This is a genomic window from Massilia sp. 01N417, from assembly GCF_056399645.1.
The window spans coordinates 88,314-112,172 of record NZ_JBFTRS010000007.1; the positions used below are offsets into that span (position 1 = coordinate 88,314).

At 65.5% G+C, this 23,859-nt stretch carries 25 protein-coding genes and 1 pseudogene; 12 read left to right on the forward strand and 14 right to left on the reverse strand.

Going from position 1 to position 23,859, the window contains the following annotated elements; translation table 11 throughout:
* Positions 1 to 176: 176 nt before the first annotated feature.
* The 3 genes from AC1DOQ_RS09965 to AC1DOQ_RS09975 are packed head-to-tail and all read left to right on the forward strand — an operon-like array spanning position 177 to position 2,610.
* Positions 177 to 443 (forward strand): FeoA family protein, encoded by a 267-nt coding sequence (locus AC1DOQ_RS09965; protein WP_477362686.1) that lies wholly within the window; start codon positions 177 to 179, stop codon positions 441 to 443.
* A gap of 12 nt (positions 444 to 455) precedes the next feature.
* A complete protein-coding gene (gene feoB, locus AC1DOQ_RS09970; RefSeq protein WP_477362688.1) occupies positions 456 to 2,348 on the forward strand; it encodes a ferrous iron transporter B in 1,893 nt (630 codons plus the stop codon).
* A 1-nt stretch (position 2,349) separates the two neighbouring features.
* The gene (locus AC1DOQ_RS09975; protein ID WP_477362690.1) at positions 2,350 to 2,610 is read left to right on the forward strand and encodes a DUF6587 family protein; all 261 of its coding nucleotides are present in this window, start codon (positions 2,350 to 2,352) and stop codon (positions 2,608 to 2,610) included.
* 116 nt (positions 2,611 to 2,726) lie between these two features.
* Here the strand turns inward: AC1DOQ_RS09975 and AC1DOQ_RS09980 are convergent, their stop codons facing one another.
* Entirely contained in the window at positions 2,727 to 3,593 is an 867-nt protein-coding gene (locus AC1DOQ_RS09980) for a DUF72 domain-containing protein (protein WP_477362692.1), read from the reverse strand.
* A gap of 149 nt (positions 3,594 to 3,742) precedes the next feature.
* Between AC1DOQ_RS09980 and AC1DOQ_RS09985 the strand changes: the two are divergent.
* Positions 3,743 to 3,895: pseudogene (locus tag AC1DOQ_RS09985) on the forward strand (Txe/YoeB family addiction module toxin); the annotation flags it as partial.
* On the opposite strand, the gene AC1DOQ_RS09990 reads toward AC1DOQ_RS09985, so the two are convergent.
* Together AC1DOQ_RS09990 and AC1DOQ_RS09995 are read right to left on the reverse strand one after the other, a co-directional pair.
* The gene (locus tag AC1DOQ_RS09990) at positions 3,889 to 4,095 is read right to left on the reverse strand and encodes a hypothetical protein (protein ID WP_477362694.1); all 207 of its coding nucleotides are present in this window, start codon (positions 4,093 to 4,095) and stop codon (positions 3,889 to 3,891) included. The pseudogene AC1DOQ_RS09985 and the gene AC1DOQ_RS09990 overlap by 7 nt on opposite strands.
* A 97-nt stretch (positions 4,096 to 4,192) precedes the next feature.
* A complete protein-coding gene (locus AC1DOQ_RS09995; RefSeq protein WP_477362696.1) occupies positions 4,193 to 6,109 on the reverse strand; it encodes a CocE/NonD family hydrolase in 1,917 nt (638 codons plus the stop codon).
* 118 nt (positions 6,110 to 6,227) lie between these two features.
* Between AC1DOQ_RS09995 and AC1DOQ_RS10000 the strand changes: the two genes are divergently transcribed.
* From AC1DOQ_RS10000 to AC1DOQ_RS10010, 3 genes are read left to right on the forward strand one after another with little or no spacing between them, the layout of a single operon-like run.
* The gene (locus AC1DOQ_RS10000) at positions 6,228 to 6,899 is read left to right on the forward strand and encodes a glutathione S-transferase (protein WP_477362698.1); all 672 of its coding nucleotides are present in this window, start codon (positions 6,228 to 6,230) and stop codon (positions 6,897 to 6,899) included.
* A gap of 6 nt (positions 6,900 to 6,905) precedes the next feature.
* Positions 6,906 to 7,682, forward strand: a complete 777-nt coding sequence (locus AC1DOQ_RS10005; RefSeq protein ID WP_477362700.1) for a 5'-3' exonuclease — start codon at positions 6,906 to 6,908, stop codon at positions 7,680 to 7,682.
* A gap of 19 nt (positions 7,683 to 7,701) precedes the next feature.
* Positions 7,702 to 8,085 carry an ANTAR domain-containing response regulator gene (locus tag AC1DOQ_RS10010; protein WP_477362702.1) on the forward strand — a complete coding sequence of 128 codons (384 nt, stop codon included), beginning with the start codon at positions 7,702 to 7,704 and terminating at the stop codon, positions 8,083 to 8,085.
* 38 nt (positions 8,086 to 8,123) lie between these two features.
* Here AC1DOQ_RS10010 and AC1DOQ_RS10015 read toward each other — a convergent pair whose 3' ends face one another.
* The 4 genes from AC1DOQ_RS10015 to AC1DOQ_RS10030 form a co-directional block, all read right to left on the reverse strand.
* Positions 8,124 to 9,794, reverse strand: coding sequence for a methyl-accepting chemotaxis protein (locus AC1DOQ_RS10015; RefSeq protein WP_477362704.1), 1,671 nt, complete (start codon positions 9,792 to 9,794; stop codon positions 8,124 to 8,126).
* An 82-nt stretch (positions 9,795 to 9,876) separates the two neighbouring features.
* Positions 9,877 to 10,353 (reverse strand): chemotaxis protein CheW, encoded by a 477-nt coding sequence (locus AC1DOQ_RS10020; RefSeq protein WP_477362706.1) that lies wholly within the window; start codon positions 10,351 to 10,353, stop codon positions 9,877 to 9,879.
* Between the two features lie 155 nt (positions 10,354 to 10,508).
* Entirely contained in the window at positions 10,509 to 11,618 is a 1,110-nt protein-coding gene (mnmA, locus tag AC1DOQ_RS10025) for a tRNA 2-thiouridine(34) synthase MnmA (protein ID WP_477362708.1), read from the reverse strand.
* Positions 11,619 to 11,620: 2 nt separating this feature from the next.
* Positions 11,621 to 12,127 (reverse strand): NUDIX hydrolase, encoded by a 507-nt coding sequence (locus AC1DOQ_RS10030; protein WP_477362710.1) that lies wholly within the window; start codon positions 12,125 to 12,127, stop codon positions 11,621 to 11,623.
* A gap of 257 nt (positions 12,128 to 12,384) precedes the next feature.
* Between AC1DOQ_RS10030 and AC1DOQ_RS10035 the strand changes: the two genes are divergently transcribed.
* Genes AC1DOQ_RS10035 through AC1DOQ_RS10045 form a run of 3 tightly spaced genes read left to right on the forward strand, consistent with a single transcriptional unit; the run spans position 12,385 to position 15,333 of the window.
* The gene (locus AC1DOQ_RS10035) at positions 12,385 to 13,506 is read left to right on the forward strand and encodes a Re/Si-specific NAD(P)(+) transhydrogenase subunit alpha (RefSeq protein ID WP_477363003.1); all 1,122 of its coding nucleotides are present in this window, start codon (positions 12,385 to 12,387) and stop codon (positions 13,504 to 13,506) included.
* A gap of 19 nt (positions 13,507 to 13,525) precedes the next feature.
* Positions 13,526 to 13,879: an NAD(P) transhydrogenase subunit alpha part 2 gene (locus tag AC1DOQ_RS10040; protein WP_477362712.1), complete on the forward strand. Its 354-nt coding sequence runs from the start codon at positions 13,526 to 13,528 to the stop codon at positions 13,877 to 13,879.
* Positions 13,876 to 15,333 carry an NAD(P)(+) transhydrogenase (Re/Si-specific) subunit beta gene (locus tag AC1DOQ_RS10045; RefSeq protein WP_477362714.1) on the forward strand — a complete coding sequence of 486 codons (1,458 nt, stop codon included), beginning with the start codon at positions 13,876 to 13,878 and terminating at the stop codon, positions 15,331 to 15,333. Before AC1DOQ_RS10040 ends, AC1DOQ_RS10045 begins: the two co-directional genes overlap by 4 nt.
* Before the next feature lie 4 nt (positions 15,334 to 15,337).
* Here the strand turns inward: AC1DOQ_RS10045 and AC1DOQ_RS10050 are convergent, their stop codons facing one another.
* The 7 genes from AC1DOQ_RS10050 to AC1DOQ_RS10080 form a co-directional block, all read right to left on the reverse strand.
* Complete coding sequence (locus AC1DOQ_RS10050; RefSeq protein WP_477362716.1) at positions 15,338 to 16,057, reverse strand: class I SAM-dependent methyltransferase; 720 nt, start codon at positions 16,055 to 16,057, stop codon at positions 15,338 to 15,340.
* 1 nt (position 16,058) lies between these two features.
* Entirely contained in the window at positions 16,059 to 17,054 is a 996-nt protein-coding gene (locus AC1DOQ_RS10055) for a TRAP transporter substrate-binding protein (RefSeq protein WP_477362718.1), read from the reverse strand.
* Positions 17,055 to 17,093: 39 nt separating this feature from the next.
* On the reverse strand, positions 17,094 to 17,894 hold the full coding sequence (locus AC1DOQ_RS10060) for an HpcH/HpaI aldolase/citrate lyase family protein (protein ID WP_477362720.1): 801 nt from the start codon (positions 17,892 to 17,894) through the stop codon (positions 17,094 to 17,096).
* Between the two features lie 3 nt (positions 17,895 to 17,897).
* Complete coding sequence (locus AC1DOQ_RS10065; protein ID WP_477362722.1) at positions 17,898 to 19,262, reverse strand: MmgE/PrpD family protein; 1,365 nt, start codon at positions 19,260 to 19,262, stop codon at positions 17,898 to 17,900.
* A gap of 77 nt (positions 19,263 to 19,339) precedes the next feature.
* A complete protein-coding gene (locus tag AC1DOQ_RS10070) occupies positions 19,340 to 20,518 on the reverse strand; it encodes a CaiB/BaiF CoA transferase family protein (RefSeq protein ID WP_477363006.1) in 1,179 nt (392 codons plus the stop codon).
* 25 nt (positions 20,519 to 20,543) lie between these two features.
* Positions 20,544 to 21,707 (reverse strand): acyl-CoA dehydrogenase family protein, encoded by a 1,164-nt coding sequence (locus AC1DOQ_RS10075; RefSeq protein WP_477362724.1) that lies wholly within the window; start codon positions 21,705 to 21,707, stop codon positions 20,544 to 20,546.
* 27 nt (positions 21,708 to 21,734) lie between these two features.
* On the reverse strand, positions 21,735 to 22,595 hold the full coding sequence (locus AC1DOQ_RS10080) for an HTD2 family dehydratase (RefSeq protein WP_477251728.1): 861 nt from the start codon (positions 22,593 to 22,595) through the stop codon (positions 21,735 to 21,737).
* Positions 22,596 to 22,802: 207 nt separating this feature from the next.
* Between AC1DOQ_RS10080 and AC1DOQ_RS10085 the strand changes: the two genes are divergently transcribed.
* The gene (locus AC1DOQ_RS10085) at positions 22,803 to 23,459 is read left to right on the forward strand and encodes a class I SAM-dependent methyltransferase (RefSeq protein WP_477362726.1); all 657 of its coding nucleotides are present in this window, start codon (positions 22,803 to 22,805) and stop codon (positions 23,457 to 23,459) included.
* Between the two features lie 63 nt (positions 23,460 to 23,522).
* Positions 23,523 to 23,849 (forward strand): hypothetical protein, encoded by a 327-nt coding sequence (locus AC1DOQ_RS10090; protein WP_477362728.1) that lies wholly within the window; start codon positions 23,523 to 23,525, stop codon positions 23,847 to 23,849.
* Positions 23,850 to 23,859: the final 10 nt, after the last annotated feature.

Below are 23,859 nucleotides of genomic sequence, written 5' to 3' on the forward strand. Positions count from 1 at the left end.
TCTCATTATGTTTTGTATTCTCCTGAAATCGAAGCCTGAATGCAAGCGTTTTGTCGCGTAATCGAAGCAGAGTGAACCGAAGTAGACAAATCGCAAATAGAAATAATTCGCATTTAGGTTTATGATGCTCACATGTCTCATCAGCGCTGCAGCCGAATTCGATTGGAAGCGACATCATGACTCTTGCACCGACCCTGACCACGCTCGACGCCTTGAAGGCGGGCCAGAGCGCCACCGTGATCCATCTCGCGCCCAGCCACGGGCATGGCGGCGATGGCGCCGACGTGTCGCGCCGCCTGATGGAGCTCGGCTTCGTCCCCGGCGAACGGATCCGCATGCTGAAGGGCGGCCTGCTGGGCGGCCCGCTGGCAGTCAAGGTCGGCCAATCCACTTTCGCCCTGCGCCGTTTCGAAGCGGCGCTGATCTCGATCCAGCCGGAATAAGGCCATATATACATGGGAGCAGTAGAACAGCAGGTCCAGGCAGCGGCCAGGACGCCGCTCATCGCCCTGCTGGGTAATCCGAACTGCGGCAAGACGGCGCTGTTCAACCGGCTCACCGGCGCGCGCCAGAAGGTCGCGAACTACGCCGGCGTCACCATCGAACGCAAGGAAGGCAGCTTCACCCTGCCGGGCGGCCGCGCCATCCGCGTGCTCGACCTGCCGGGCGCCTACAGCCTGTCCGCCCACACCCCCGACGAAGCCATCACGCGCGACGTGGTAGCCGGCCTGCGCGCCGGCGAACAGGCGCCGGACGCCGTGGTCTGCGTCGTCAACGCCACCAACCTGCGCCTGAACCTGCGCCTGGTGCTCGAGATCCAGCGCCTGGGCCTGCCGATGGTGCTGGCCCTGAACATGGTCGACGTCGCCAACAAGCGCGGCATCGAGATCGACACCAAAAAGCTGTCGCAGGAGCTGGGCATGCCGGTGGTCGAGACCGTGGCCGTGCAGTCGGGCGGCGAGAAGTCCCTGCTGACAGCGCTCGAAGCGCTGTCCTTCGGCGCGCCGGCCAGGCCGCGCGCCCTGAACGCGATCGACGCCGTGCCGGTCGAGGAGACCCAGCGCGAGGTGCGCCGCATCATCGAGGCCTGCGTCAGCTTCGACAAGGACACCGGTAACCTCTCCGAGCAGATCGACCAGGTCGTGCTGCATCCGGTGCTGGGCCCGGTGATCCTGGCCGCGCTGATGTTCCTGGTGTTCCAGGCCGTGTTCAGCTGGGCCGCGGTGCCGATGGACTTGATCAAGAACGGCGTCGAAGGACTCGGCACCTGGATCGGTTCCAGCATGGCCGAAGGCCCGCTGCGCAGCCTGATCGTCGAGGGCATCTTCGGCGGCGTCGGCAGCGTGCTGGTATTCCTGCCGCAGATCCTGATCCTGTTCTTCTTCATCCTGATCCTCGAGGATTGCGGCTACCTGCCGCGCGCGGCCTTCCTGCTCGACCGCCTGATGGGCGGCGTCGGCCTGTCCGGACGCGCCTTCATCCCGCTGCTGTCCTCCTTCGCCTGCGCGATCCCCGGCGTGATGGCGGCGCGCACGATCCAGAACCCGCGCGACCGCCTGGTGACGATCATGATCGCGCCGCTGATGACCTGTTCGGCGCGCCTGCCGGTGTATGCGCTGGTGATCGCGGCCTTCATCCCGAACCGCCAGCTGGGCGCCGGCATCAACCTGCAGGGCCTGGTGCTGTTCCTGCTGTACGCGGCCGGCATCGTCAGCGCGATGGGCGTGGCCTGGTTCTTCAAGCGCGCCGCGCGCGCCAAGGGGCAGCACCCGCTGATGCTGGAGCTGCCGGCCTACCACTGGCCGCACCTGCAGAACCTGGCGCTGGGCCTGTGGGAACGCGCGAAGATCTTCCTGACCCGCGTCGGCACCGTGATCCTGACCCTGATGGTGCTGGTCTGGTTCCTGTCGAGCTTCCCGGGCGCGCCGGAAGGGGCGACCCATCCGCCGATCTACTACAGCGTGGCCGGCATGCTGGGACGCGCGCTGGCGGTGGTCTTCGAGCCGATCGGCTTCGGCTGGCAGATCTGCATCGCGCTGGTGCCCGGCATGGCCGCGCGCGAAGTCGCGGTCGGCGCCCTCGGCACCGTCTACGCACTGTCCAGCAGCGGCGACGACGTCGCCAACTCGCTGGCGCCGCTGATCGCCCACTCCTGGAGCCTGGCGACCGCGCTGTCGCTGCTGGCCTGGTACGTGTTCGCGCCGCAGTGCCTGTCGACCCTGTCCGTCGTGCGCCGCGAGACCGGCAGCATCCGCTACGCCTTCCTGATGGCCGGCTACATGTTCGCGCTGGCCTACACGGCTTCCTTCATCACCTACCACGTCGCGCGCTGGGCGCTGGGGAGCTGAGATGGTCCAGTACCTGATCGTCGGCCTCATCGTGCTGCTCGCGGCGCTGTACGCGGCGGGCAAATACCTGCCGCTGTCCTGGCGCCGCAAGATCGTCTACAAGTTCTCGGACGGCTCCGGCCGCGGCCTGCTGGCGCGCTGGCTCGACAAGGATGCGGGCTGCGGCAGCGGCTGCGATACCTGCGGGACCTGCGAAACGGAACCGATGCCGGAGAAGGATGCGCAGGGACGCAAGATCATTCAGGTGCATGTGAAGCGCTAGATCCGTCGTTCCGTTTCCTCCCGTCGTTCCCGCGAAAGCGGGAACCCATGCTGAACCTCGGAATAAGTCGAATACCGATTCAGCTGGACGATTGCCGGAGCCTCGGTATGACGCTTCTAGGCTAACAATGCCATCAAGCGCTTCGCATCGAAAGGCGCCCGCACCTTGATGTCGTTGTCGAAGTAGCAGTACACATCCCGGCCCCCGGCCTTCGGCGGCGCCACCTCCGACACCAGCCGCGCATCCTCCGGCTGTTCCCCTGCGCTCCACGAGCGTATCTTTTCCGCCCAGCGCTCCAGCGAATCGTCCTCGTAACCGCTCGCATACAGCTCATGCTCGCCGTGCAGGCGGATGTAGACGAAGTCCGCGGTGACGTCTTCCCAGTCCGGCCACTTGCCCGCGGTGTCCGCCACCACCAGCGCCACCTTGTACCGGCGCAGCAGGGCGATGAAGGCCTCGTCGCGGAAGCTCTCGTGGCGCACCTCGACCGCGTGGCGCAGCGGGCGCACGGCGTCGATCTCCAGCAGCGCACGCCCCTCCATCCTGGCATCGTGGCGGCGCGCGATGGCCAGCGCCTGGCCGGTGTCGCGCGGCAGCAGGGACAGGAAGTGCCCGATCTTGTCGGGATCGAAGCGCAGCTGCGGCGGGAACTGCCACAGGATCGGCCCGAGCTTCTCGCGCAGCGCGAACACGCCCGAGGCCAGCACGTTCGCCAGCGGCGTCTCGATCCCGCGCAGCTTGAGCATGTGGGTGATGAAGCGGTTGCCCTTCACCGCGAACACGAAGCCGGGCGGCGTGGCCGCATACCAGGCCGCATAGCTCGCGGGCCGCTGCAGCGCATAGAAGGAACCGTTGATCTCGATGGTGCGGAGGAAGCGCGATGCGTAATCCAGTTCGCGCGCCTGGACCAGCCCCGGCGGATAGAACACCCCGCGCCAGGGTTCGTAACGCCAGCCCGAGATGCCGATGTAAATCTTGCCCATGCCTGCGATGGTAGGGCGGGCAGCGGTGGCACTCGGTGCGTTGACGAACCGTGATCGGGCTCGCTTGCGGTCCAGGCCATGTGCGCTGTACTTTGACTTGTACTATATATTGTACAAGTCAATGGTATTGTGGAGATAGCAAGGACGCGCAGGGAAGCCCGTTCGAAGGGATCGGCAAGCCCGAGGCCCTGAAACACAGCCTGAGCGGCTGCTGGTCGCGCCGGATCGACGAGACCAAGCGCCTGGTCTACGAAGTGCAGGATGAAGAGCTTGTCATCATCTCCTGCCGCTACCATTACTGACGGACCAAGCACGCAAACTTCGCAGACCGCCGGCGCCACAAACCCACGGCCCCAAGCCCCGCCGCCAGCATCGCCCACGCAGGCGCCTCCGGCACCGGCGTCACCGGCGAGGTCGAGACCATGCTGAGGACCGTGCCCTCGGTCCAGTACAGGTGGTGCTCGGTGGTGGTAGAGGGATCGAACCGGTATTCGTAGCTCATCTTGCCGGGCTCAGCCTACACGTGTTTGTTAAGAAAGTCCTGTCCGCTTGACACAATGTCGCCGGCCGGCCACAAGCGCTGGCCGGCTCGGCAGTGCTTATTTCCCAGCCGAAACGACCGGCAGCTCGATCGCGCTTTCCATGCCCGGCGCGTGGTAGACGCGCTGGGTCGCCTTGCGGAAGTCGCCCGCCTTGGCATGGAAGATGTTGGGCACGAAGGTCTGCGGATTGCGGTCGTACAGCGGGAACCAGCTGGACTGGATCTGCACCATGATGCGGTGGCCGGGCAGGAAGACGTGGTCGACGTTCGGCAGCGCGAAGCGGTAGCGTTCGGCCTTGTTGGCCGGGATGGCCGCCGGTTTGTCGAAGCCCTGGCGGTAGCGGCCGCGCAGGATGTCCATCGCGATCGGCAGCTGGTAGCCGCCCATTTCGGGCTGGGCCGCGACCTCGTCCGGATACACGTCGATCAGCTTGACCACCCAGTCGCTGTCGGTGCCGGACGTCGACGCGAACAGGTTCACCATCGGCTCGCCGGCCAGCTCCAGGGGTTTGCTCAGCGGTTCGCTCACATAGGTCAGCACGTCCGGGCGGTCGGAATACGAACGCTGGTCGGTCACCAGCCAGGGCTTCCAGACCGTGCCTTCGCCCATGCGCACCGGACGCGGCACGAAGGGCACCGGTTTCGCCGGATCGGACACGTATTCGTCGAAGGCCGCACCCTTGGCGTCGCCCTTCTCGAATCCGAGCGCGAAGCCCGGCTTCAGGTACAGCGCGGTCGAACTCGGGACCAGCGGCCACTGCTCCAGCCGGCGCCAGCGGTTCACGCCGGTCTGGTAGCTCCACACGGGCGGGGTATCGAAGGCCGGCGCGCCATCCTTCAGGTACTGGTTAAAGAAGGGCAGCATGACTTCGCGGCGGAACTGGCGGGCGGTGTCGCCGGTGAATTTCAGGGCGCCCAGCGAGGAACCATCGTAGTTCACGCCGCTGTGGCGCCACGGGCCGACCACCAGCGAATTCAGCTTGTTGTCCTTGTCCTTCGGCTCCACCGCCGCATAGGTCGCGTAGGCGCCGTAGATGTCTTCCTGGTCCCAGCGGCCGACCACGGTCATGGTCGGCACCGTCAGGGGTTTCTTCGCCAGGATGCGGTCCAGCGCCTGCTCCTGCCAGTAGCTGTCGTAGGCCGGGTGCTCGAAGATTTTCTTCGTGAAGTTCAGCTGGTCGACACCGTAGATGTGGGCGTAGTCCGCGGTCGAACCGGCGCGCAGGAAGGCGTCGTAGTCGTCGTAGATGCCGGTGACGATCTCCTCGCCCTTGCCGCGCGCCGAGTTCTGGCCGGCGATATACGCCAGGTTGGTGTTGCGGAAGGCGCCGTTGTGGAACCAGTCGTCGCCGCGCCAGCCGTCGACCATGGGGCTCATCGGCACCGCCGCCTTCAGCGCCGGGTGCGGTTCGGCCAGCGCCATCAGTACCGTGAAGCCCTCGTAGGACGAGCCGACCATGCCGACCTTGCCGTTCGATTCCTTGACGTTCTTGACCAGCCAGTCGATGGTGTCCCAGGCATCGGTGCTGTGGTCGACCTGGGTGTTGTTCAGCGGGCCGCGTACCGGCCGCGTCATCACGTAGTCGCCTTCCGAGCCGTACTTGCCGCGCACGTCCTGGAACACGCGGATATAGCCGTTCTCGATGAAGGCGTCGTCGCCGTCGCCCAGCAGCGAGGCGATGTGCGGGCTCTTCATGCGGGCAGTGCGGCCGGAGGCGTTATACGGCGTGCGGGTCAGCATGATCGGCGCGTGACTGACGCCCTTCGGGATCACGATCACGGTGTGCAGCTTGACGCCGTCGCGCATCGGGATCATCACCTCCTGCTTCAGGTAGTCGGCATTCGGGAGCGTGATGGAGAATTTGTCGGACGGGATGTCGGGCGCCATCGCCGGCGTCTGCGCCAGGGCCGTGCCGCCGAGTGCGGCGAGCAGCAGCGAAAGAATGGACAGGGACGGCAGGCTGGGGCGCGGCATCGAGGGTCTCCTAGATTGTTAAAAGTTGCATTCAAGCATATTACCCAAGCGGGGAGCGGTACGCAATTGCGAGGCAAAATGTTAAGCTAGCGCTATTTTCCCCGACCACGGCCCGCCGATGATCATCGTTCACCACCTGAACAACTCCCGCTCCCAGCGCATCCTGTGGCTGCTGGAGGAACTCGGCCTGGCGTACGAGATCAAGAAATACCAGCGCGACCCGAAGACGATGCTGGCGCCGCCGGACCTGCGCGCCGTGCACCCGCTGGGAAAATCGCCGGTGATCCAGGATGGCGACACCATCGTGGCCGAGTCCGGCGCCATCATCGACTACCTGGTCGGGCGTTACGGCAACGGCCGCCTGGAACCGAAGCCCGATACGCCCGAGCGCCTGCGCTACACCTATTTCCTGCACTATGCGGAAGGGTCGGCGATGCCGCCGCTGCTGCTCAAGCTGGTGTTCGACCGCGTCGAGAGTGCGCCCGCCCCCTTCTTCGTGCGCCCGATCGCGCGCGCCATCGCCAACCGGGTCAAGGACAGCTTCGTGCTGCCGCAGATCCGCCAGCACCTGGCCTTCCTCGAGGGCGAGCTGGCGGAGCGCGACTGGTTTGCCGGCGACGCGTTCACGGCGGCCGACATCCAGGTCAGCTTCCCGTTGGAAGCGGCGTCCGCGCGCGGTGGACTGGACGGCAAGTATCCGAAGCTGAGCGGCTTCCTCGAACGCATCCACGCACGTCCGGCCTACCGGCGTGCGCTCGAACGGGGCGGCAAGTACGATTTCGTCAAGTAAGAGAGTATGGCAAAGCTGCTGGCCATCGATGGCCTGAACATCGTCCGCCGGGTCTACGAGGCCAGTCCGGAGCCGGACTCCGACCTGAAGGCCAGCATCGCCCTGCGCCACGCCTTCTCGTCCTTCCGCAACCTGCTGGAGGCGCATTCGCCGACCCACGTGCTGGCGGCCTTCGACTACGGCGGCCAGACCTGGCGCCACGCCCTGTACCCGCGCTACCGCGAGGGACGGGCGCCGATGCCCTCGGACCTGCGCAATGCGCTGCCGGAATTCCACGAGCGCCTGCGCGCGGCCGGCCTGTACGTGCTCATGATTCCCGAGGTCGAGGCCGACGACGTGATCGCCACCGGCGTCATGCGCTGGCTGTCGGAGGGCAGGGGAGACGCGGTGGTCGCCACCACCGACAAGGACCTGCACACCCTGATCGCCCATGGCGCCCTGGTGTGGGACCATTTCAAGGGCGAGTGGCATGACGACGCCTGGGTGCGCAACAAGTTCGGCGTGGCGCCCGAGCGCATCCACGACCTGCTGGCGCTGATGGGCGACCCGACCGACGGCGTGCCGGGCGTCTCGAAGGTCGGCATGAAGACCGCGGCGCGCCTGCTGAACGCCTACGGCGACCTGGACGCGGTGATGGCCGGCGCCGGCATCCTCAAGACCCCGCTGGGCGAGCGCCTGCGCGCCGAGCGCGAGATCCTCGAGGTCTCGCGCAAGCTGGTCGACCTGAAGACCGACGTCAAGTTGGGAGTGAGCTGGAAGATGCTGGCGTGGGACGCCAACTGAGGAAGGACAGGAAAACCATATGCTCAAGGCAGTGATTGTCGATTCGAACGCGATCTCGCGCGGCCTGCTCAACACCGTGCTGACCGACGGCGGCTACGAGGTGGCCGGCCAGACCCATACCAGCCTGCTCGGCTACGCACTGGCGCAGAAGCACCGCCCGCACATCTTCTGCATCGCGCGCGAGCAGGTCGAGGACGGCAACGACGTGGTCGAGCAGCTGCGCACCCATCTGCCGAAAACACTGATCTTCATGGTCTCCGGCACCCTCGACGCACCCGCGGTGCAGGCCGCGCTGACGCGCGGGGTGCAGGGCTTCATCGTCAAGCCCTTCAAGGCGGAGACCGTGCTGCGGACCATTCGCACTACGGTGCTGAATATCGTCAGGCAGCATCGGGGCGCCTGAACGTCGTAGAGAAGCCGCGGGGGCGACGGACGTTCTTATTAAAACGCTTCCCACTCCGCCGCCACCGGCGCCTTGCGCTGCGCCGGTTTGGCCGCCTGCGCCAGCTTCGGCGCTTCGACGCGCTTCACCGGCCTGGAAGGCGTCGGCGCCACGGCCTGCGCCGTGCCCTCCACCTTGAACACACTCACCGCCTGCGCCAGGCGCGCTGCCTGGTCCTGCATCGCTTCGGCGGCGGCCGAGGTCTGCTCGACCAGTGCCGCGTTCTGCTGGGTGACTTCATCCATCTGCGCGATCGCCCGGTTGATCTGCTCGATGCCGCTGCTCTGCTCGTGGCTGGCGGCGGTGATTTCGCTCATGATGTCGGTCACGCGGCGCACGCCGTCGACGATCTCGCGCATGGTGCTGCCGGCTTCGCCGACCAGCTTGCTGCCGTTCTCGACCTTGCCGGTCGAATCCACGATCAGGGCCTTGATCTCGCGCGCCGCCGCGGCGGAGCGCTGGGCCAGGTTGCGGACTTCGCCGGCGACGACCGCGAAGCCGCGGCCTTGCTCGCCGGCGCGCGCCGCTTCCACCGCCGCGTTCAGCGCCAGGATATTGGTCTGGAAGGCGATGCCGTCGATGACGCCGATGATGTCGGCGATCTTGCCGGAGGCATCGTGGATCTCGCGCATGGTACCGACCACCTGCTCGATCACGGCGCCGCCGCGCGCCGCCACGTTCGAGGCCGATTCCGCCAGCACGTTGGCCTGGCGCGCGTTGTCGGCGTTTTGCTTGACGGTCGAGGTCAGCTCTTCCATCGAAGACGCGGTCTCTTCCAGCGAGCTGGCCTGCTGCTCGGTGCGCGAGGACAGGTCCAGGCTGCCGGCCGCCACTTCGCCCGAGGCGGTGGTGATGGTGTCGGTGCCGCTGCGCACGGTCCGCACGGTGCGCGCCAGGCTTTCGTTCATCGCCTTCAGGGCCTGCAGCAGCTGGCCCATCTCGTCGTGGGTGGTCACCTCGATGCGGCTGGTGAGATCGCCGGCGGCGACGGTATTCGCCACTTCCAGCGCACGCGCGACCGGCACCGCGATCGCTACCGAGATGCGCCAGGCGATTAGACCCGCCGCCGCCAGGATGGCCAGGCCCAGGCCGATCATCAGCGTGCGGGTTTCCGAGTAGGTGAGTTCGGCGTTTTCGCTGGCCGCCGCGACGGCCGTCTTCTGCAGCTTGATCTGCTCGTTCAGGACCTTCTTGTAGGCCAGCAGCAGGGGGCGGAATTCGCTGGTCAGGTAAGCCTTGGCGCCATCGATGTCGCCGGCGCCGATGCGCTTGAGCAGCTCGTCCTGGTCCTTGACGAACTTGGCGTTGTGCTCGGCGCTCCGGTTGGCCAGCTCGCGCTCCGCGCCAGCGGTGGTCTCGGCATGGTAGTCGTCGAGGATGGACTGGATCGCGGCGCGCGCCTTCATCACGTTGGCGGTCTGCAGCTTGCGGTCGGCCGGATCGTCGTTGAGCATCTGGTTGCGCAGCGCCACCGAGATGTTGTTGGTCTGGTCGAGGATCGAGGTTGCTGCTTCGATCTTCGGCATGCGTTGCTGCACGATGTCACGGGCACCCTGGTTGACGCGGCCGAGCATGGTCACGGCCAGCACGAGAACGACGACCAGCATGGCGCAGATGACGCCAAAGCCCAGCGCAAGGCGAGTGCGCAGTTTGAGATTACTGAAATTCATGATGTTGTTGGAGGTGAAGCGGGGTCAAACGAGATGAAGCAGACAGCCGCGGCGCAGACCGCCGCCGCGGGAGGCAGTGCTATCAGGCGGCGGACCGTGCGGCGGCGAGCAGGCCCATGTCTTCGGAGCTGAGCAGCTTGTCGATGTCGAGCAGGATCAGCATGCGCTCGCCGACGGTGCCCAGGCCTTGCAGGTATTCCGCGGCGACGCTGGCACCCAGGTCCGGCGCGGCCTTGATCTGGTCCGGCGTCAGGGTCACGACGTCCGACACGCTGTCGACCACCATGCCGATCGTGTGGCCGTTGATGTTCAGGACGATCACCACGGTGAACGCATCGTAGGTCGGGTTGCCGACATTGAACTTGATGCGCATGTCGACGATCGGCACGATGATGCCGCGCAGGTTGACCACGCCCTTCAGGTAGTCCGGCGCGCTGGCGATGCGGGTGACGTTGTCGTAGCCGCGGATTTCCTGGACCTTGAGGATGCTGAGCGCATATTCTTCCGCGCCGAGCCGGAACGACAGCACTTCTGTCGTGTTGTTGGTGTCTTCAGCCATTGCTGCTCCTATATGCAAAATTTTGCCGTGCGGCAACATTAGTGAAGATTACGATATTTCGGCGCGCAGTTCGATGAAGAAATGGCAAGCGCGGCTAAAAATCGTGAAATTTTGCGGAAGGATGCAACAGTTGATTGGGACGACGTGCGTGAGTGTCAGGCCGCGGAGGCCGAATCGATAATCCCCCCACCCAAACAGACATCCCCGTCATACAGCACGGCCGACTGCCCGGGCGTCACCGCCCATTGCGGCTCGTCGAAGCGCAGGGTGAAGCGGTCCAGGCCTTCCGGCGCCACGCTGCAGGCCACGTCGGCCTGGCGGTAGCGGGTCTTGGCGGACAGTGCGCGCGGGGCAGGCGGTTCGCCGGCGATCCAGCTGGCCTGGCCCGCGCCCAGTTCTGCCGACAGCAGCCACGGGTGGTCGTGGCCCTGCACGATGTAGAGGGTGTTGCTGGCGATGTCTTTTCGCGCCACGAACCACGGCTCGCTGGTGCCGTCCGCGTTCTTGTGCGACTTCAGGCCGCCGATGCCGATGCCCTTGCGCTGGCCCAGGGTGTAGAAGGACAGGCCGACGTGTTCGCCCACGGTCTGGCCGTTGTCCAGCTTGATCGGGCCCGGCTTGTGCTGCAGGTAGCGGCCCAGGAATTCGCGGAAGGGGCGCTCGCCGATGAAGCAGATGCCGGTCGAGTCCTTCTTGGCCGCGTTCGGCAGCTGCAGCTTCTCGGCGATCTTGCGGACCTCGGTCTTGGGAATCTCGCCCAGCGGGAACAGGGCTTTCGAGAGCTGCGCCTGGTTCAGGCGATGCAGGAAGTAGCTCTGGTCCTTGGTCGAATCGAAGGCCTTCAGCAGCTCGAACCTGCCGCTGCCGGTATTTTCGCGCACGCGCGCATAGTGGCCGGTCGCGATCAGGTCGGCGCCCAGCTTCATGGCGTGGTCGAGGAAGGCCTTGAACTTGATCTCGGCGTTGCACAGCACGTCCGGGTTCGGGGTGCGGCCGGCCTGGTACTCGCGCAGGAATTCCGCGAACACGCGGTCCTTATATTCGGCGGCAAAGTTGACGGCTTCGATGTCGACGCCGACCACGTCGGCCACGCTGGCCGCGTCGATCCAGTCCTGGCGCGTCGAGCAGTATTCGGAATCGTCGTCGTCTTCCCAGTTCTTCATGAACAGGCCGACGACTTCGTAGCCCTGTTCCTTCAGCATCCAGGCCGCGACCGAGGAGTCGACGCCGCCCGACATCCCGATCACGACTTTTTTCTTGCTCATGCTTACGTTACGTCCGGTTTGATTGAGAGACCGCCATCGAAAACCGTATGGTCGGTGTACAGCAGGTCGAGCGCGCTGCGCTTGCCGGCCAGGTAGTCGTCCACGCACTTCAGCACGATCGGGCTGCGGTGGCGATCCTGGCAGGCCGCCAGTTCGTCGCGCGTCATCCACAAGGTGCGCAGGATGCCGTCGTCGAGCGGCCGGTCGTACTGCCTGCCCGGCCTGCCGCAGAAGGTGAAGCGCAGGTAGGTGACGTCGGTGCCGCGCGACTTCGAGTGGTAGCGCGAGATGTACATGCCGACCAGCGCCTCGGGGACGAATTCGTGGGCGGTTTCTTCCATGGCCTCGCGGATCACCGCCTGTTCGAGCGATTCGAACGGATCGAGGTGGCCGGCCGGCTGGTTCAGCCGGATGCCGTCGCTGGTTTCCTCTTCGATCAGCAGAAAGCGGCCGTCATCGCGCTGAATGATCGCAGCGACGGTCACTGATGGTCTGAAGGTATGGGTCATGCGCGTCCTTGTAATGTGCCGACATTTTACCTTGATGGCACAGCCATTGCTTGCACGCACGCTGCATTGCAACAGTTCTGGTCGGGCTTTTTGCTTGATTTGATACAAAAAACGGCGGGATATCCCTAGGTCTGTAACACGTTGGGCAGCAAAATTGCCGATCTGTTTACGAAATACCACTGATCGGTATTGACAACTGCTCATGTCCGGTTTTGCGTGCTAGATTCTAGACAGTTTATCAATTTTACGGAGGCATGATGAAGATTGGTGTGCCGGCCGAAACCAGGCCAGGTGAGACACGCGTCGCAGCAACGCCCGAAACCGTCAAGAAGCTGGCAGCCCAGCACGAAGTCATCGTGCAGTCCGGCGCCGGCTTGCATGCTTCCGTAACCGACGAGGCCTATGCCGCCGCCGGCGCCCGCATCGGCAGCGCCCAGGAGGCCTTCCAGGCCGAGCTGGTGCTGAAGGTGCGCGCCCCGAACGCGGACGAGCGCACCCTGATGGCCCCGGGCGCCGCGCTGATCGGCATGCTGAACCCTTTCGATACCGAGAACCTGGCGGCGATGGCCGACAAGCGCCTCACCGCCTTCGCCCTGGAGGCCGCGCCGCGCATCACGCGCGCGCAGTCGATGGACGTGCTGTCGAGTCAAGCCAACATCGCCGGTTACAAAGCCGTGATGCTGGCCGCGAACGCCTATCAACGCTTCATGCCGATGCTGATGACGGCCGCCGGCACGGTCAAGGCGGCGCGTGTGCTGATCATGGGCGTGGGCGTGGCCGGCCTGCAGGCGATCGCCACCGCCAAGCGCCTGGGCGCCGTGATCGAGGCCTCCGACGTGCGCCCGCCGGTCAAGGAGCAGGTGGAGTCGCTGGGCGCCAAATTCATCGACGTCCCTTTCCTGACCGACGAAGAGAAGGAGATCGCGGTAGGAGCGGGCGGCTATGCACGCCCGATGCCGGCCGACTGGATGCGCCGCCAGGGCGAGCTGGTGCACGAACGCGCGAAGCTGGCCGACATCGTCATCACCACCGCCCTGATCCCGGGCCGCAAGGCGCCGGTGCTGATCCCGGAAGACACGGTGCGGGCCATGAAGCCGGGCTCCGTCATCGTCGACATGGCGATCGAGCAGGGCGGCAACTGCCCGCTGACGGAACTCGGCAAGACCGTGATCAAGCATGGGGTGACCATCATCGGCGAACCCAACCTGCCGGCCCTGGTGGCCGCCGATGCCTCGGCCCTGTACGCGCGCAACGTGCTCGACTTCCTGAAGCTCATCGTCGACAAGGAAGGCAGGCTCGCCATCGACCGCGAGGACGAGATCGTGCGCGCCGTGATGGTGTGTGCGGATGCTCAGGTCCTTCGAAATAATGCTGCGTAAATAAGTGGAGGAACGGAACATGGAAATCAGTCACACGATCATCAACCTGATCATCTTCGTGCTGGCGATCTACGTCGGCTACCACGTGGTGTGGACCGTCACGCCGGCCCTGCACACGCCGCTGATGGCGGTGACGAATGCGGTGTCGGCCATCATCATCGTCGGCGCCATGCTGGCGGCCGGCCTCACCGAGGGCCTTACCGGCCAGGTGGCGGGCACCATCGCGGTGGCGCTGGCGGCCGTCAATGTGTTCGGCGGCTTCCTGGTCACCCAGCGCATGCTGGAGATGTTCAAGAAGAAGGAGCCGAAGGCAGGCAAGGCCGTCGCGGCCGACAAGGCCGGCAATGGTATCGGCGCCAAGGAGGCCGCATGAATTTCATCAGCATGAATGTGGTGACCTTGCTGTACCTGGTGGCGTCGGTATGCTTCATCCAGGCCTTGAAAGGGCTGTCCTCGCCGTCTTCGGCGCGCATGGGCAATGCCTTCGGCATGACCGGCATGGCGATCGCCGTGGTGACCACGATCGCCCTGATGTTCAAGCTGCAGGAGCATATCCGCACGGGCGGCATGGGCTTCGGCCTGGTGCTGCTGGGCGTGGTGGTCGGCGGCGCGATCGGCACCGTTGCCGCGCGCCGGGTCGAGATGACCAAGATGCCGGAACTGGTGGCCGCCATGCACTCCCTCATCGGCCTGGCCGCGGTCTGCATCGCGATCGCCGCCGTGTCCGAGCCCTGGGCCTTCAATATCGCCGAACGCGGCGCCGCGCTCCCCTTCGGCAACCGACTGGAACTGTTCATCGGCACCTTCGTGGGTGCCGTCACCTTCTCGGGCTCGGTGATCGCGTTCGGCAAGCTGGCCGGCAAATATAAATTCCGCCTGTTCCAGGGCGCGCCGGTGCGCTATCCGGGCCAGCACATCATCAACCTGCTGGTGGCGATCGCCATCATCGCGCTGGGCCTCGTGTTCTGCTTCTCGGACGGCACAGCGCCTGCCTGGACGCCCTACATCGTGATGGCCTTGCTGTCCTTCGTCCTGGGCGTGCTGATCATCATCCCGATCGGTGGCGCCGACATGCCGGTGGTGGTGTCGATGCTGAATTCCTATTCGGGCTGGGCGGCGGCAGGCATCGGCTTTTCGCTGAACAACTCGATGCTGATCATCGCCGGCTCGCTGGTGGGGTCGAGCGGCGCCATCCTCTCGTACATCATGTGCAAGGCGATGAACCGCTCCTTCTTCAACGTGATCCTGGGCGGCTTCGGCGGCGAGGCGGCGGCCGACAGCGGCGGCGCTGCGAAGGAGCAGCGTCCGGTCAAATCCGGCTCGCCCGAGGACGCCGCCTTCATCCTGCAGAACGCGGAATCCGTGATCATCGTGCCCGGCTACGGCCTGGCGGTGGCGCGCGCCCAGCACTCGGTGAAGGAACTGGCCGAGAAGCTGACCGAGCACGGCGTGCAGGTGCGCTACGCGATCCACCCGGTGGCGGGCCGCATGCCCGGCCACATGAACGTGCTGCTGGCCGAGGCCGAAGTGCCCTACGACCAGGTGGCCGAGATGGAAGACATCAACGGCGAGTTCGGCCAGACCGACGTGGTGCTGGTGCTGGGCGCGAACGACGTGGTGAACCCGGCCGCCAAGGACCCGAAATCGCCGATCGCCGGCATGCCGATCCTGGAAGCCTACAAAGCCAAGAGCATCATCGTCAACAAGCGCTCGATGGCCTCCGGTTATGCGGGCCTGGACAACGACCTGTTCTACCAGCCGAACACGATGATGGTGTTCGGCGATGCGAAGAAGGTGATCGAGTCCATGGTCAAGGCGGTCGACTGAACGATCACGCCTTGCGCAGCAGGTCGACCCGGAACGGGGCCAGGAAGTTCGCCCCGTCCGGTCCCAGGTGGGCTTCGAATGCCGACTGCACCTGCGCGTACAGCGCGGGCGACAGGCGATGCTCGGTATGCGTCACCTGGATCACCTTCTGCTCGAAGTCGGCAAAGCTCCGGTACTTCACCTTTGCGCGGAAGAAGGTCTGGGACAGCAGCTCGAACGAGCCCTCGTCCACGGCCGCACGGGTCGCCTCGAAGGCGGCCGCGCGCACTTTCTCTTCATTGTGGAACAGGCGCAGGATCTCGTTGTAGTCGCCGCCGAACACCGGTTCCGAGATGTACACCAGGCCACCGGGCGCCAGCACCCGGTGCATCTCGGCGAAGGCCTGGCCCAGCAGGTCCAGCGGTACGTGGTGCAGGGACTTGAACAGGAAGACCACATCCACGCTGGCATCCGGCGCGGGAATCTGCTCCGCCCCGCCCAGCGCGAAACGCACGCCGGGCAGGTCGTCGACCAGCAGGTTCCTGTCGTGCTGGATGCGGTCGACCTCCAAGGCCAGGATGGCGGCGAAGCGGCCGCCGGCGGCAAGCAGCCGGGTCTGGCGCCCGGTGCCGCAGCCCAGTTCCAGCGCCCGCGCCGGCGTCGACGCCAGCGGCAGGGCGTCGAGCAGCACCCGTTCGTCCAGCACGGGCCCGCCGTCCGCGTCGGCGATTCGCATCGGCGTCATCTTATTTACCCGCCACGGCCTTTTCGACCGCCTCCAGTGCCTCCTTGCCGACCCGGCTTTCCATCTGCTTGTACACCGGCGCCATCGCCTTGCGCCAGGTTTCGCGCTCGGCCGGGGTCAGGGTGTAGACCGTGGTCTTGCCGCTGGCCTTGATCGCTTCGACTGCCTTGTCGTTTTCTTCCTGGGCGATGTCGTTGGTGTACTTGGTGGCATCAAGCATCGCCCCCTCGAGCTTGGTGCGGATGTCGGCCGGCAGGCCGTCCCAGAACTTCTTGTTGACGATGACCGCGTAGCCGATATAGCCGTGGTTGGAAATCGTCATGTCCTTCTGCACCTCGTGCATCTTCTGGGTGTAGATGTTCGACGGCGTGTTCTCGTTGCCGTCGACGACGCCGGTCTGCATCGCCTGGTAGACCTCGGAGAAGGCCATCACCTGCGGGTTGGCGCCGAGCGCGCGGAACTGGGCGTCCAGCACCTTCGAGCTCTGGATGCGCATCTTGAGGCCGCGGAAGTCGGCCGGCGTGTGCAGCGGCTTGTTGGCGGTCATGTCCTTGAAGCCGTTATCCCAATAGGCCAGGCCATGAACGCCCTTGGGCTCCAGCTTGGCGAAGAACCACTTGCCCACCGGGCCGTTGGTGACGCGATACAGCGCTTGCTTGTCAGGGAAAATGAAGGGCATGTCGAAGGCTTCGAATTCCTTCACGCCCAGCGGGCCGAACTTGGCCAGCGAGGGCGCCAGCATCTGGACCGATCCCAGCTGCAGCGCTTCCATTTCCTCCTTGTCCTTGTACAGCGTGCTGTTCGGGTAGACCTCGACCTTGACCCGGCCGCCCGTCGCCTTTTCCGCCAGCTCCTTGAAGCGCAGCGCACCCTTGCCCTTCGGCGTGTCGTTGGCGACCACGTGGCTGAACTTGATGACGATCGGCGCCTGGGCATAGGCGCCGGCGCTGGCGAAGGTGGCTGCGAACAGTACCGCGTGCATGATCTTGAATTTCATCTTGTCTCCTTTGTCGTTGAAATAGGAACAGCTGGGTTGTTACTTGCGCCGCCGTGCTTCTTCGAGCATGTGCTGCGCAATCATGATGACCGGCCGGTCGACCATCTTGCCGTCGAGGGCCCCCGCGCCGCCCTGCGCCGCCTCGGCCGCGGCGACCACGCGCCCGGCCCAGTCCAGCTCCGCGGCGGTCGGCGCGAAAGCCTGGTGCACGGGAGCGACCTGTCTCGGATGGATGCACAGCTTGCCGCCAAAGCCTAGCGCGCGGGCCCGCAGGGTGTCGCCGTGTACGCGGGCGGGATCGTCGAAGCTGGTGGTCACGCCATCGACCGGCGCCGCGATGCCCGCCACGCGCGAGGCCAGCACCAGCTGGGAGCGCGCATGCAGCAGGGTCTCGTGGCTTTCCTGGATGTTCAGGTCGAGGCTGAAGTCGATCGAGCCGAAGACCAGGCGCTGCACGCGCGGCATGCGCGCCAGCGCGGCGGCGTTCCACAATCCGAGGCCGCTTTCGATCAAGGGCAGGATGGCGGCGGCGCCGGCGGCGTCGAGCCTGGCCAGGGATGCCTCGTGTTCGGCCTTGGGCAGCACGATGCCGGCCACGCCGGGCACGGCGCAGAGCACGAGATCGTCCTCGAACCAGGCACTGTCGGCGCCGTTGATGCGCACCAGCACCGGCTGCTGCGGCGACAGCCAGGCCGCCAGCGCATCGCGCGCCGCCTGCTTGTCGGCGGCCGGCACCGCATCCTCGAGGTCGACGATCACCGCATCGGCGCCGGCGGCACAGGCTTTGTCGAAGCGTTCCGGGCGGTTGCCCGGTACGAACAGATAGGAGCGCGCCAGCATGCTTCAGTCCTGGCCGGAGAGCAGGAAGCCGACCCGTTCGGCATCGGCCAGCGCCCAGATGCGGTCGAAGGCGGCGCGCATCTCGGCCGGGCTGGCGGCATCGGCAAAGCCGGCCAGGCGCAGGGCCTTGCTTTCCAGCTCCTCGCGCGACAAGGTGTTGCCCGGGTCGCCCTTCGGCTCGTCGACCCGGCCTTCCAGCCTGCGTCCATCGATGGTATGCACCGTCACCTTGCCGATCCAGCGCGCCGGATAGGCGCGGTCGACTTCCCCGTCCAGCACCATCCCGACCTTGTTGCGGAAGGCGGCGATGCGCGGATCGTTGTAGAAGCTCTCGAATTCCTGCAGGCCCGCACTGCCGAATTCGGCGATCAGGCCGAGCACCGTCCCCATCGAGAACTTCGCCTGGTGCACGGTGCGCGGATCGACCACCGGCCCCAGCACGTCGATGGCGCCCTGGTGCACGCGCGCCGTCACGCCCGCGATGTCCTGCGGCCGCAGCGCGTGGGCATTCACCACCTGCAGCAAGGCGTCGGCGGCCGGATGGGTGTGGCGGCAGGAGGCGTGGAACTTGAACGAGGTTTCGGCCAGGGTCCAGCGCTGGCCGAGTTGGTCGGTCAGTTTGGCGGGATCGGCATCGCGCGACATGCCGGCGGCCATGCCCTGGGCGCCTTCCAGGATGCGGCTGGCGCCCGTGAAGCCGCCCTGCGCCAGGTAGGCCGCCGTCAGGCCGCCGGCGGCCGCGTGGGCGGTGTGCAGCTGCTTCGAATCGGCGGCGTCGCGCAGGAATTCCCACAGCCCGGCGGCCTGGGTGCCGGCCGAGCCGAAGGCGTGCAGCATCTGTTCGGGGTTCAGGCCCAGCAGGTGACCGGCGGCAGCGGCGGCGGCCAGGGTGCCGGCGGTGCCGGTCGTATGAAAAATCTTGTAGTGCGAGCGGCCGAGGAATTCGCCGACCCGGATCCCGACTTCGTAGCCGGCCACCGACGCCGTCAGCAGATCGCGTCCGCTTGCCTGAATCGCCTGCGCGACCGCCAGTGCCGCCGGGAACACCACCGCGGCCGGATGGAAGACCGAGCCATTGTGCACGTCGTCCTGTTCGGCGAAGTGGGAGGAGGCGGCGTTGACCATCGCGGCGAACAGCGGCGTGGTACGGCGGCGCGCGAACAGCACCTCGCTGGCGCCATCCTGCGGCCCCATCTGCCGCGCGAAGGTGTCGATGACCTGGACCGGACGGCCGGTCTTGCCGGCCAGGGCCGAGCCGAACCAGTCGAGGAAGAGGTCTTCGGCGCGCCTGATTACCGGGGCCGGGATGTCTTCGAAGCGCAGGTTGGCGGCGAAGGTGGCTAGTTGCTGGCTGGGGTGTTCGTTCATTGAAATCGTCTCCTCTTGTCGTTTGCGTGCATGGCTGCGGAACCAAGCTGGGGCCCCGGCTTCGCGGGGACGACGGCTCAGATAGCGCGTTCTTCGCGCAACGCTGCAATCCGCCCCGCGTCGTAACCCAACTCCGCCAGGATCGCCTCCGTATGCGCCCCAAGCGCCGGAATCGGATCCATGCGCGCATTCCACTCCTCGGGCACCCCGGGCGGCTTCAGGGCGGGCAGGGGGCCGGCGGGCGTCGCCACCTCCGACCAGCGGCCGCGCGCCTTCAGCTGCGGGTGCTCCCACATGTCGTGCATGGTGTTGACGTGGGCGTTCGCGATCGGCGCCGCTTCCAGCTTGTCGATCACCTGCTCGGCCGTGAACCGGGAGAACACGTCGACGATGATGGCGCGCAGTTCGCCGCGGGCGGCGGTGCGCGCCGCGTTCGAGTTGAAGCGCGGGTCGCTCGCCAGCTCGGGCATGCCGAGCACCTTCGTGCAGAACAGCGCCCATTCGCGCTCGTTCTGCAGGCCCAGCATGACCACCCGGCCGTCGCCGGCGGGGAAGGGACCGTAGGGGTAGATGGTGGCGTGGGCGGCGCCGGCGCGCGGCGGCGGCGAGGCGCCATCCATCGCGTAGTAGAGCGGAAAGCTCATCCACTCCATCATGGTTTCCAGCATCGAGACGTCGATGTGGCTGCCCTTGCCGGTGCGGCCGCGCCGGATCAGCGCCGCCAGGATGTTCGAGTAGGCGTACATGCCGGCCGAGATGTCGGCGATCGAGCAGCCCGCCTTGGCCGGCTCGTCCGGCGTGCCGGTCACCGACAGGAAGCCCGACTCGCTCTGGATCAGCAGGTCGTAGGCCTTCTTGTCGCGGTAGGGGCCGTCGGCGCCGTAGCCGGAGATGTCGCAGACGATCAGGCGCGGGAAGCGTTCGGACAGCGCCTCGTAGGACAGGCCGAGGCGGCTTGCCGCGCCGGGCGCCAGGTTCTGCACCAGCACGTCGGCTTCTGCCAGCAGCTTGTCGAGGATGGCGCCGGCTTCCTCGTGCTTGACGTCGAGCGTCAGGCTCTCCTTGGAGCGGTTGGTCCACACGAAGTGCGAGGCCAGGCCGCGCGCGCGGCTGTCGTAGGCGCGCGCGAAGTCGCCCACGCCGGGGCGTTCGATCTTGATGACGCGTGCACCGAGGTCGGCCAGCTGGCGCGTGCAGAAGGGCGCGGCGATCGCGTGCTCGAGCGTGACGACGGTGACGCCGTCCAGCGGGCGCAGGGTGGAATCATTCATGGTCGCCTCCTCAGAACGAACGCGGCATGCCGAGCACGTGCTCGCCGATGTAGGCGAGGATCAGGTTGGTCGAGATCGGCGCCACCTGGTACAGGCGGGTCTCGCGGAACTTGCGCTCGACGTCGTATTCGGCGGCGAAGCCGAAGCCGCCGTGGAACTGCAGGCAGGCGTTGGCCGCTTCCCAGGAGGCGTCCGCGGCCAGCATCTTGGCCATGTTCGCCTCGGCGCCGCAGGGCTGGTGGGCGTCGAACAGGGCGCAGGCCTTGTAGCGCATCAGGTTGGCCGCTTCGACGTTCACATAGGCTTTCGCGATCGGGAACTGGACGCCCTGGTTCTGGCCGATCGGGCGGCCGAACACTTCGCGCTCGCTCACGTACCTGGTCACCTTGTCGATGAACCAGTAGCCGTCGCCGATGCACTCGGCCGCGATCAGGGTGCGCTCGGCGTTCAGGCCGTCGAGGATGTACTTGAAGCCCTTGCCCTCTTCGCCGATCAGGTTCTCGGCCGGGATTTCCAGGTTCTCGAAGAACAGCTCGTTGGTCTCGTGGTTCACCATGTTGAGGATCGGCTGCACGGACAGGCCGCGGCCGATCGCCTCGCGCAGGTCGACCACGAAGATCGACATGCCCTCGGATTTCTTCGTGACTTCCGACAGCGGCGTGGTGCGCGCCAGCAGGATCATCAGGTCGGAGTGCTGGATGCGCGAGATCCACACCTTCTGGCCGTTGATGACGTACTTGTCGCCCTTGCGCACGGCCGTGGTCTTGATCCTGGTGGTGTCGGTGCCGGTGGTCGGTTCCGTCACCGCCATCGACTGCAGGCGCAGCTCGCCGCTGGCGATCTTCGGCAGGTAGCGTTCCTTCTGCGCCTTCGAACCATGGCGCAGCAGCGTGCCCATGTTGTACATCTGGCCGTGGCAGGCGCCCGAGTTGCCGCCGGCGCGGTTGATCTCTTCCATGATGACCGAGGCCTCGGTCAGGCCCAGCCCGGAGCCGCCGTATTCCTCGGGAATCAGGGCCGCCAGCCAGCCGGCCTGGGTCAGCGCGGTGACGAAATCTTCCGGATAGGCGCGCGCCTCGTCGACCTTGCGGAAGTACTCGGCGGGGAATTCGGCGCACAGGGCGCGCACCGCTTCGCGGATGTCCTGGTAATCGTGGTTCTGTTGAATCGACATGGTGGTGGTCCAGTATGAATCAGGCAATCAGGCGATTACGGCGTCGGCCTGCATGGCCAGCTCGCCGCGGATGTTCTTCGCCCACAGGCGCACGGTGCGGCCGTCGGGTTCAAGGCTGCCGCACACCGTGAAGGGCTCGATGTCGAACAGCGGGCCGACGGCGCGGAAGGAGAAGGAAGCGATGCGTGCCTGCGGCAGGTTGCGCTGCACGAGGTCGACCAGGAGGGTCGCGATCAGCGGGCCGTGCACGATCAGGCCGGGATAGCCTTCGACCTCGGTCACGTAGCTGCGGTCGTAGTGGATGCGGTGGCCGTTGAAGGTCAGCGCCGAGTAGCGGAACAGCAGCACCGGATCGGGGGCGATGCTGCGTTCCCAGTCGGCTTCCACCGGCGCCATCTTCGGCGCCGGCGCGGCGGCACCCGGCTGCGGCATTTCCCGGTAGACGATGTCGTGTTCTTCGGTGATGCACACGGCGCCCTCCTGCGCCAGCTCGTGGCGCACGGTGACGAACACCAGCGGGCCGGTGGCGCCATGCTTGCTGCTCACGCTCTTCACCTGCGAGCTGCGGGTGGCTTCGCCTTCGACCCGCAGCGGCCGGCTGAACGTCAGGCGGCCGCCGGCCCACATGCGGCGCGGCAGCGGCACCGGCGGCAGGAAGCCGCCGCGCTGCGGGTGGCCGTCGGGACCGAGCTCGGACTGCGGCGCGGCGTGCCAGAAGTAGGCCCAGTGCCAGAGCGGCGGCAGGCCGGCGCCCGTGTCGAAGCGGTCCGGACGGTCGAGCGTGGCCGCCAGCGCGTTGGCGGTGACGGCGTTGACGCGCGCGCCGACGGTTTCGGTCTTGCCGACCCACTGCTGGAGCAGGGAGTCATCGAAGGCATCGGAGGTCATGGTGGTGCGTGGCTCTCTATTGACGAGTGCCCAGTCTGGACCTCATGCCAATTCGGCACAATCGATGCTTTTGGAAGGGGGGCTACGGTTTCGGTGAAGGGTGGTTTGCCAGGTGGGCAATGCAGCGCTTACACTGGAAAAATTATCAATAGACTGCGATCGCCCAAAAGCAGGCAGCGGTGCGGAGTAAAAGACGGAGCAGACAGCATGGAAAGTCTCAGCATGGATCGCATGACGGCCAAGTTTTATGAAAGCTACGTGCAACATGGCACGGTCGATTCAGAAGCGCCGCACAGCGCTATCTCGAAGTATTTTCATGTTGCTTTCAAAGCAGGCGACAAGGTACTGGACGTGGGATCGGGTTCCGGCCGAGACTTGGCGGTTTTATTAAAAAATGGCGTTGACGCCTATGGCATCGAACCCAACGGCTCGATGCGAACATACTCGTTGACGAAACATCCCGAGTTAATGGGGCGCGTGCACCCTGGCCTGCTACCTATAACCCGCGTGCCGTTCGGTGGAAGTTTCGACGGGGTGCTATGCAGCGCAGTGTTAATGCATGTTCACGAGGACTGTTTTGTGGAATCCTGGAAATCCATTTTGAAGGTCCTTAAGCCGAGCGGAAAGGTACTATTCTCATTGCCTTCGATGCCCCCTTCTTTACTTCGAGATCGCCGTGATAACGATGGCCGTTTTTTTGAAAACCACCCCTCTAACGTTGTCGGCTCTCTTCTGACATCTCTCGGTTTTAGGGAAATAGACCTTGGCCTGGAAGCCACTTCCATACATGCCGGTATAACTTGGACCATTTCCCTGTTCGAGTTAACGGCAGCTAGGCTTGGCGGCAGGCACCACACCACGTGAGCTCCGATGGCCAAAGGCAGACGGCCAACCTTGGTTTGATTGAAGGGACCGACAAGCGTGAAAATGGATTTGTTCAAGTGGTGCAACGGCTTTGCCTGTGCGTTCGGGATCGCTTGGGCATACACATCGTATAAATACAACTGGCTGAATGTTGGTGGCGGCGAAAGCGACTTCAAGGAATTCTGGATCGCGGCTAGCGGTGTCGTTCCCTACCTGGCGCTAAGTGTCTGGCTGGCAGCCGTCGCCCTTGTTGCAGCCCAGGGCTGGCGCCGACCCCTTACGGCAAAAAATCGTATCTACCGTATAGCAACGACATTCGTCATCACGCCAGCCGCTTTGTTTATAGCCGACTGGTTTTTTCATATCGGGTTCCCACAATCTCCGCTCTGAAAGATTACCC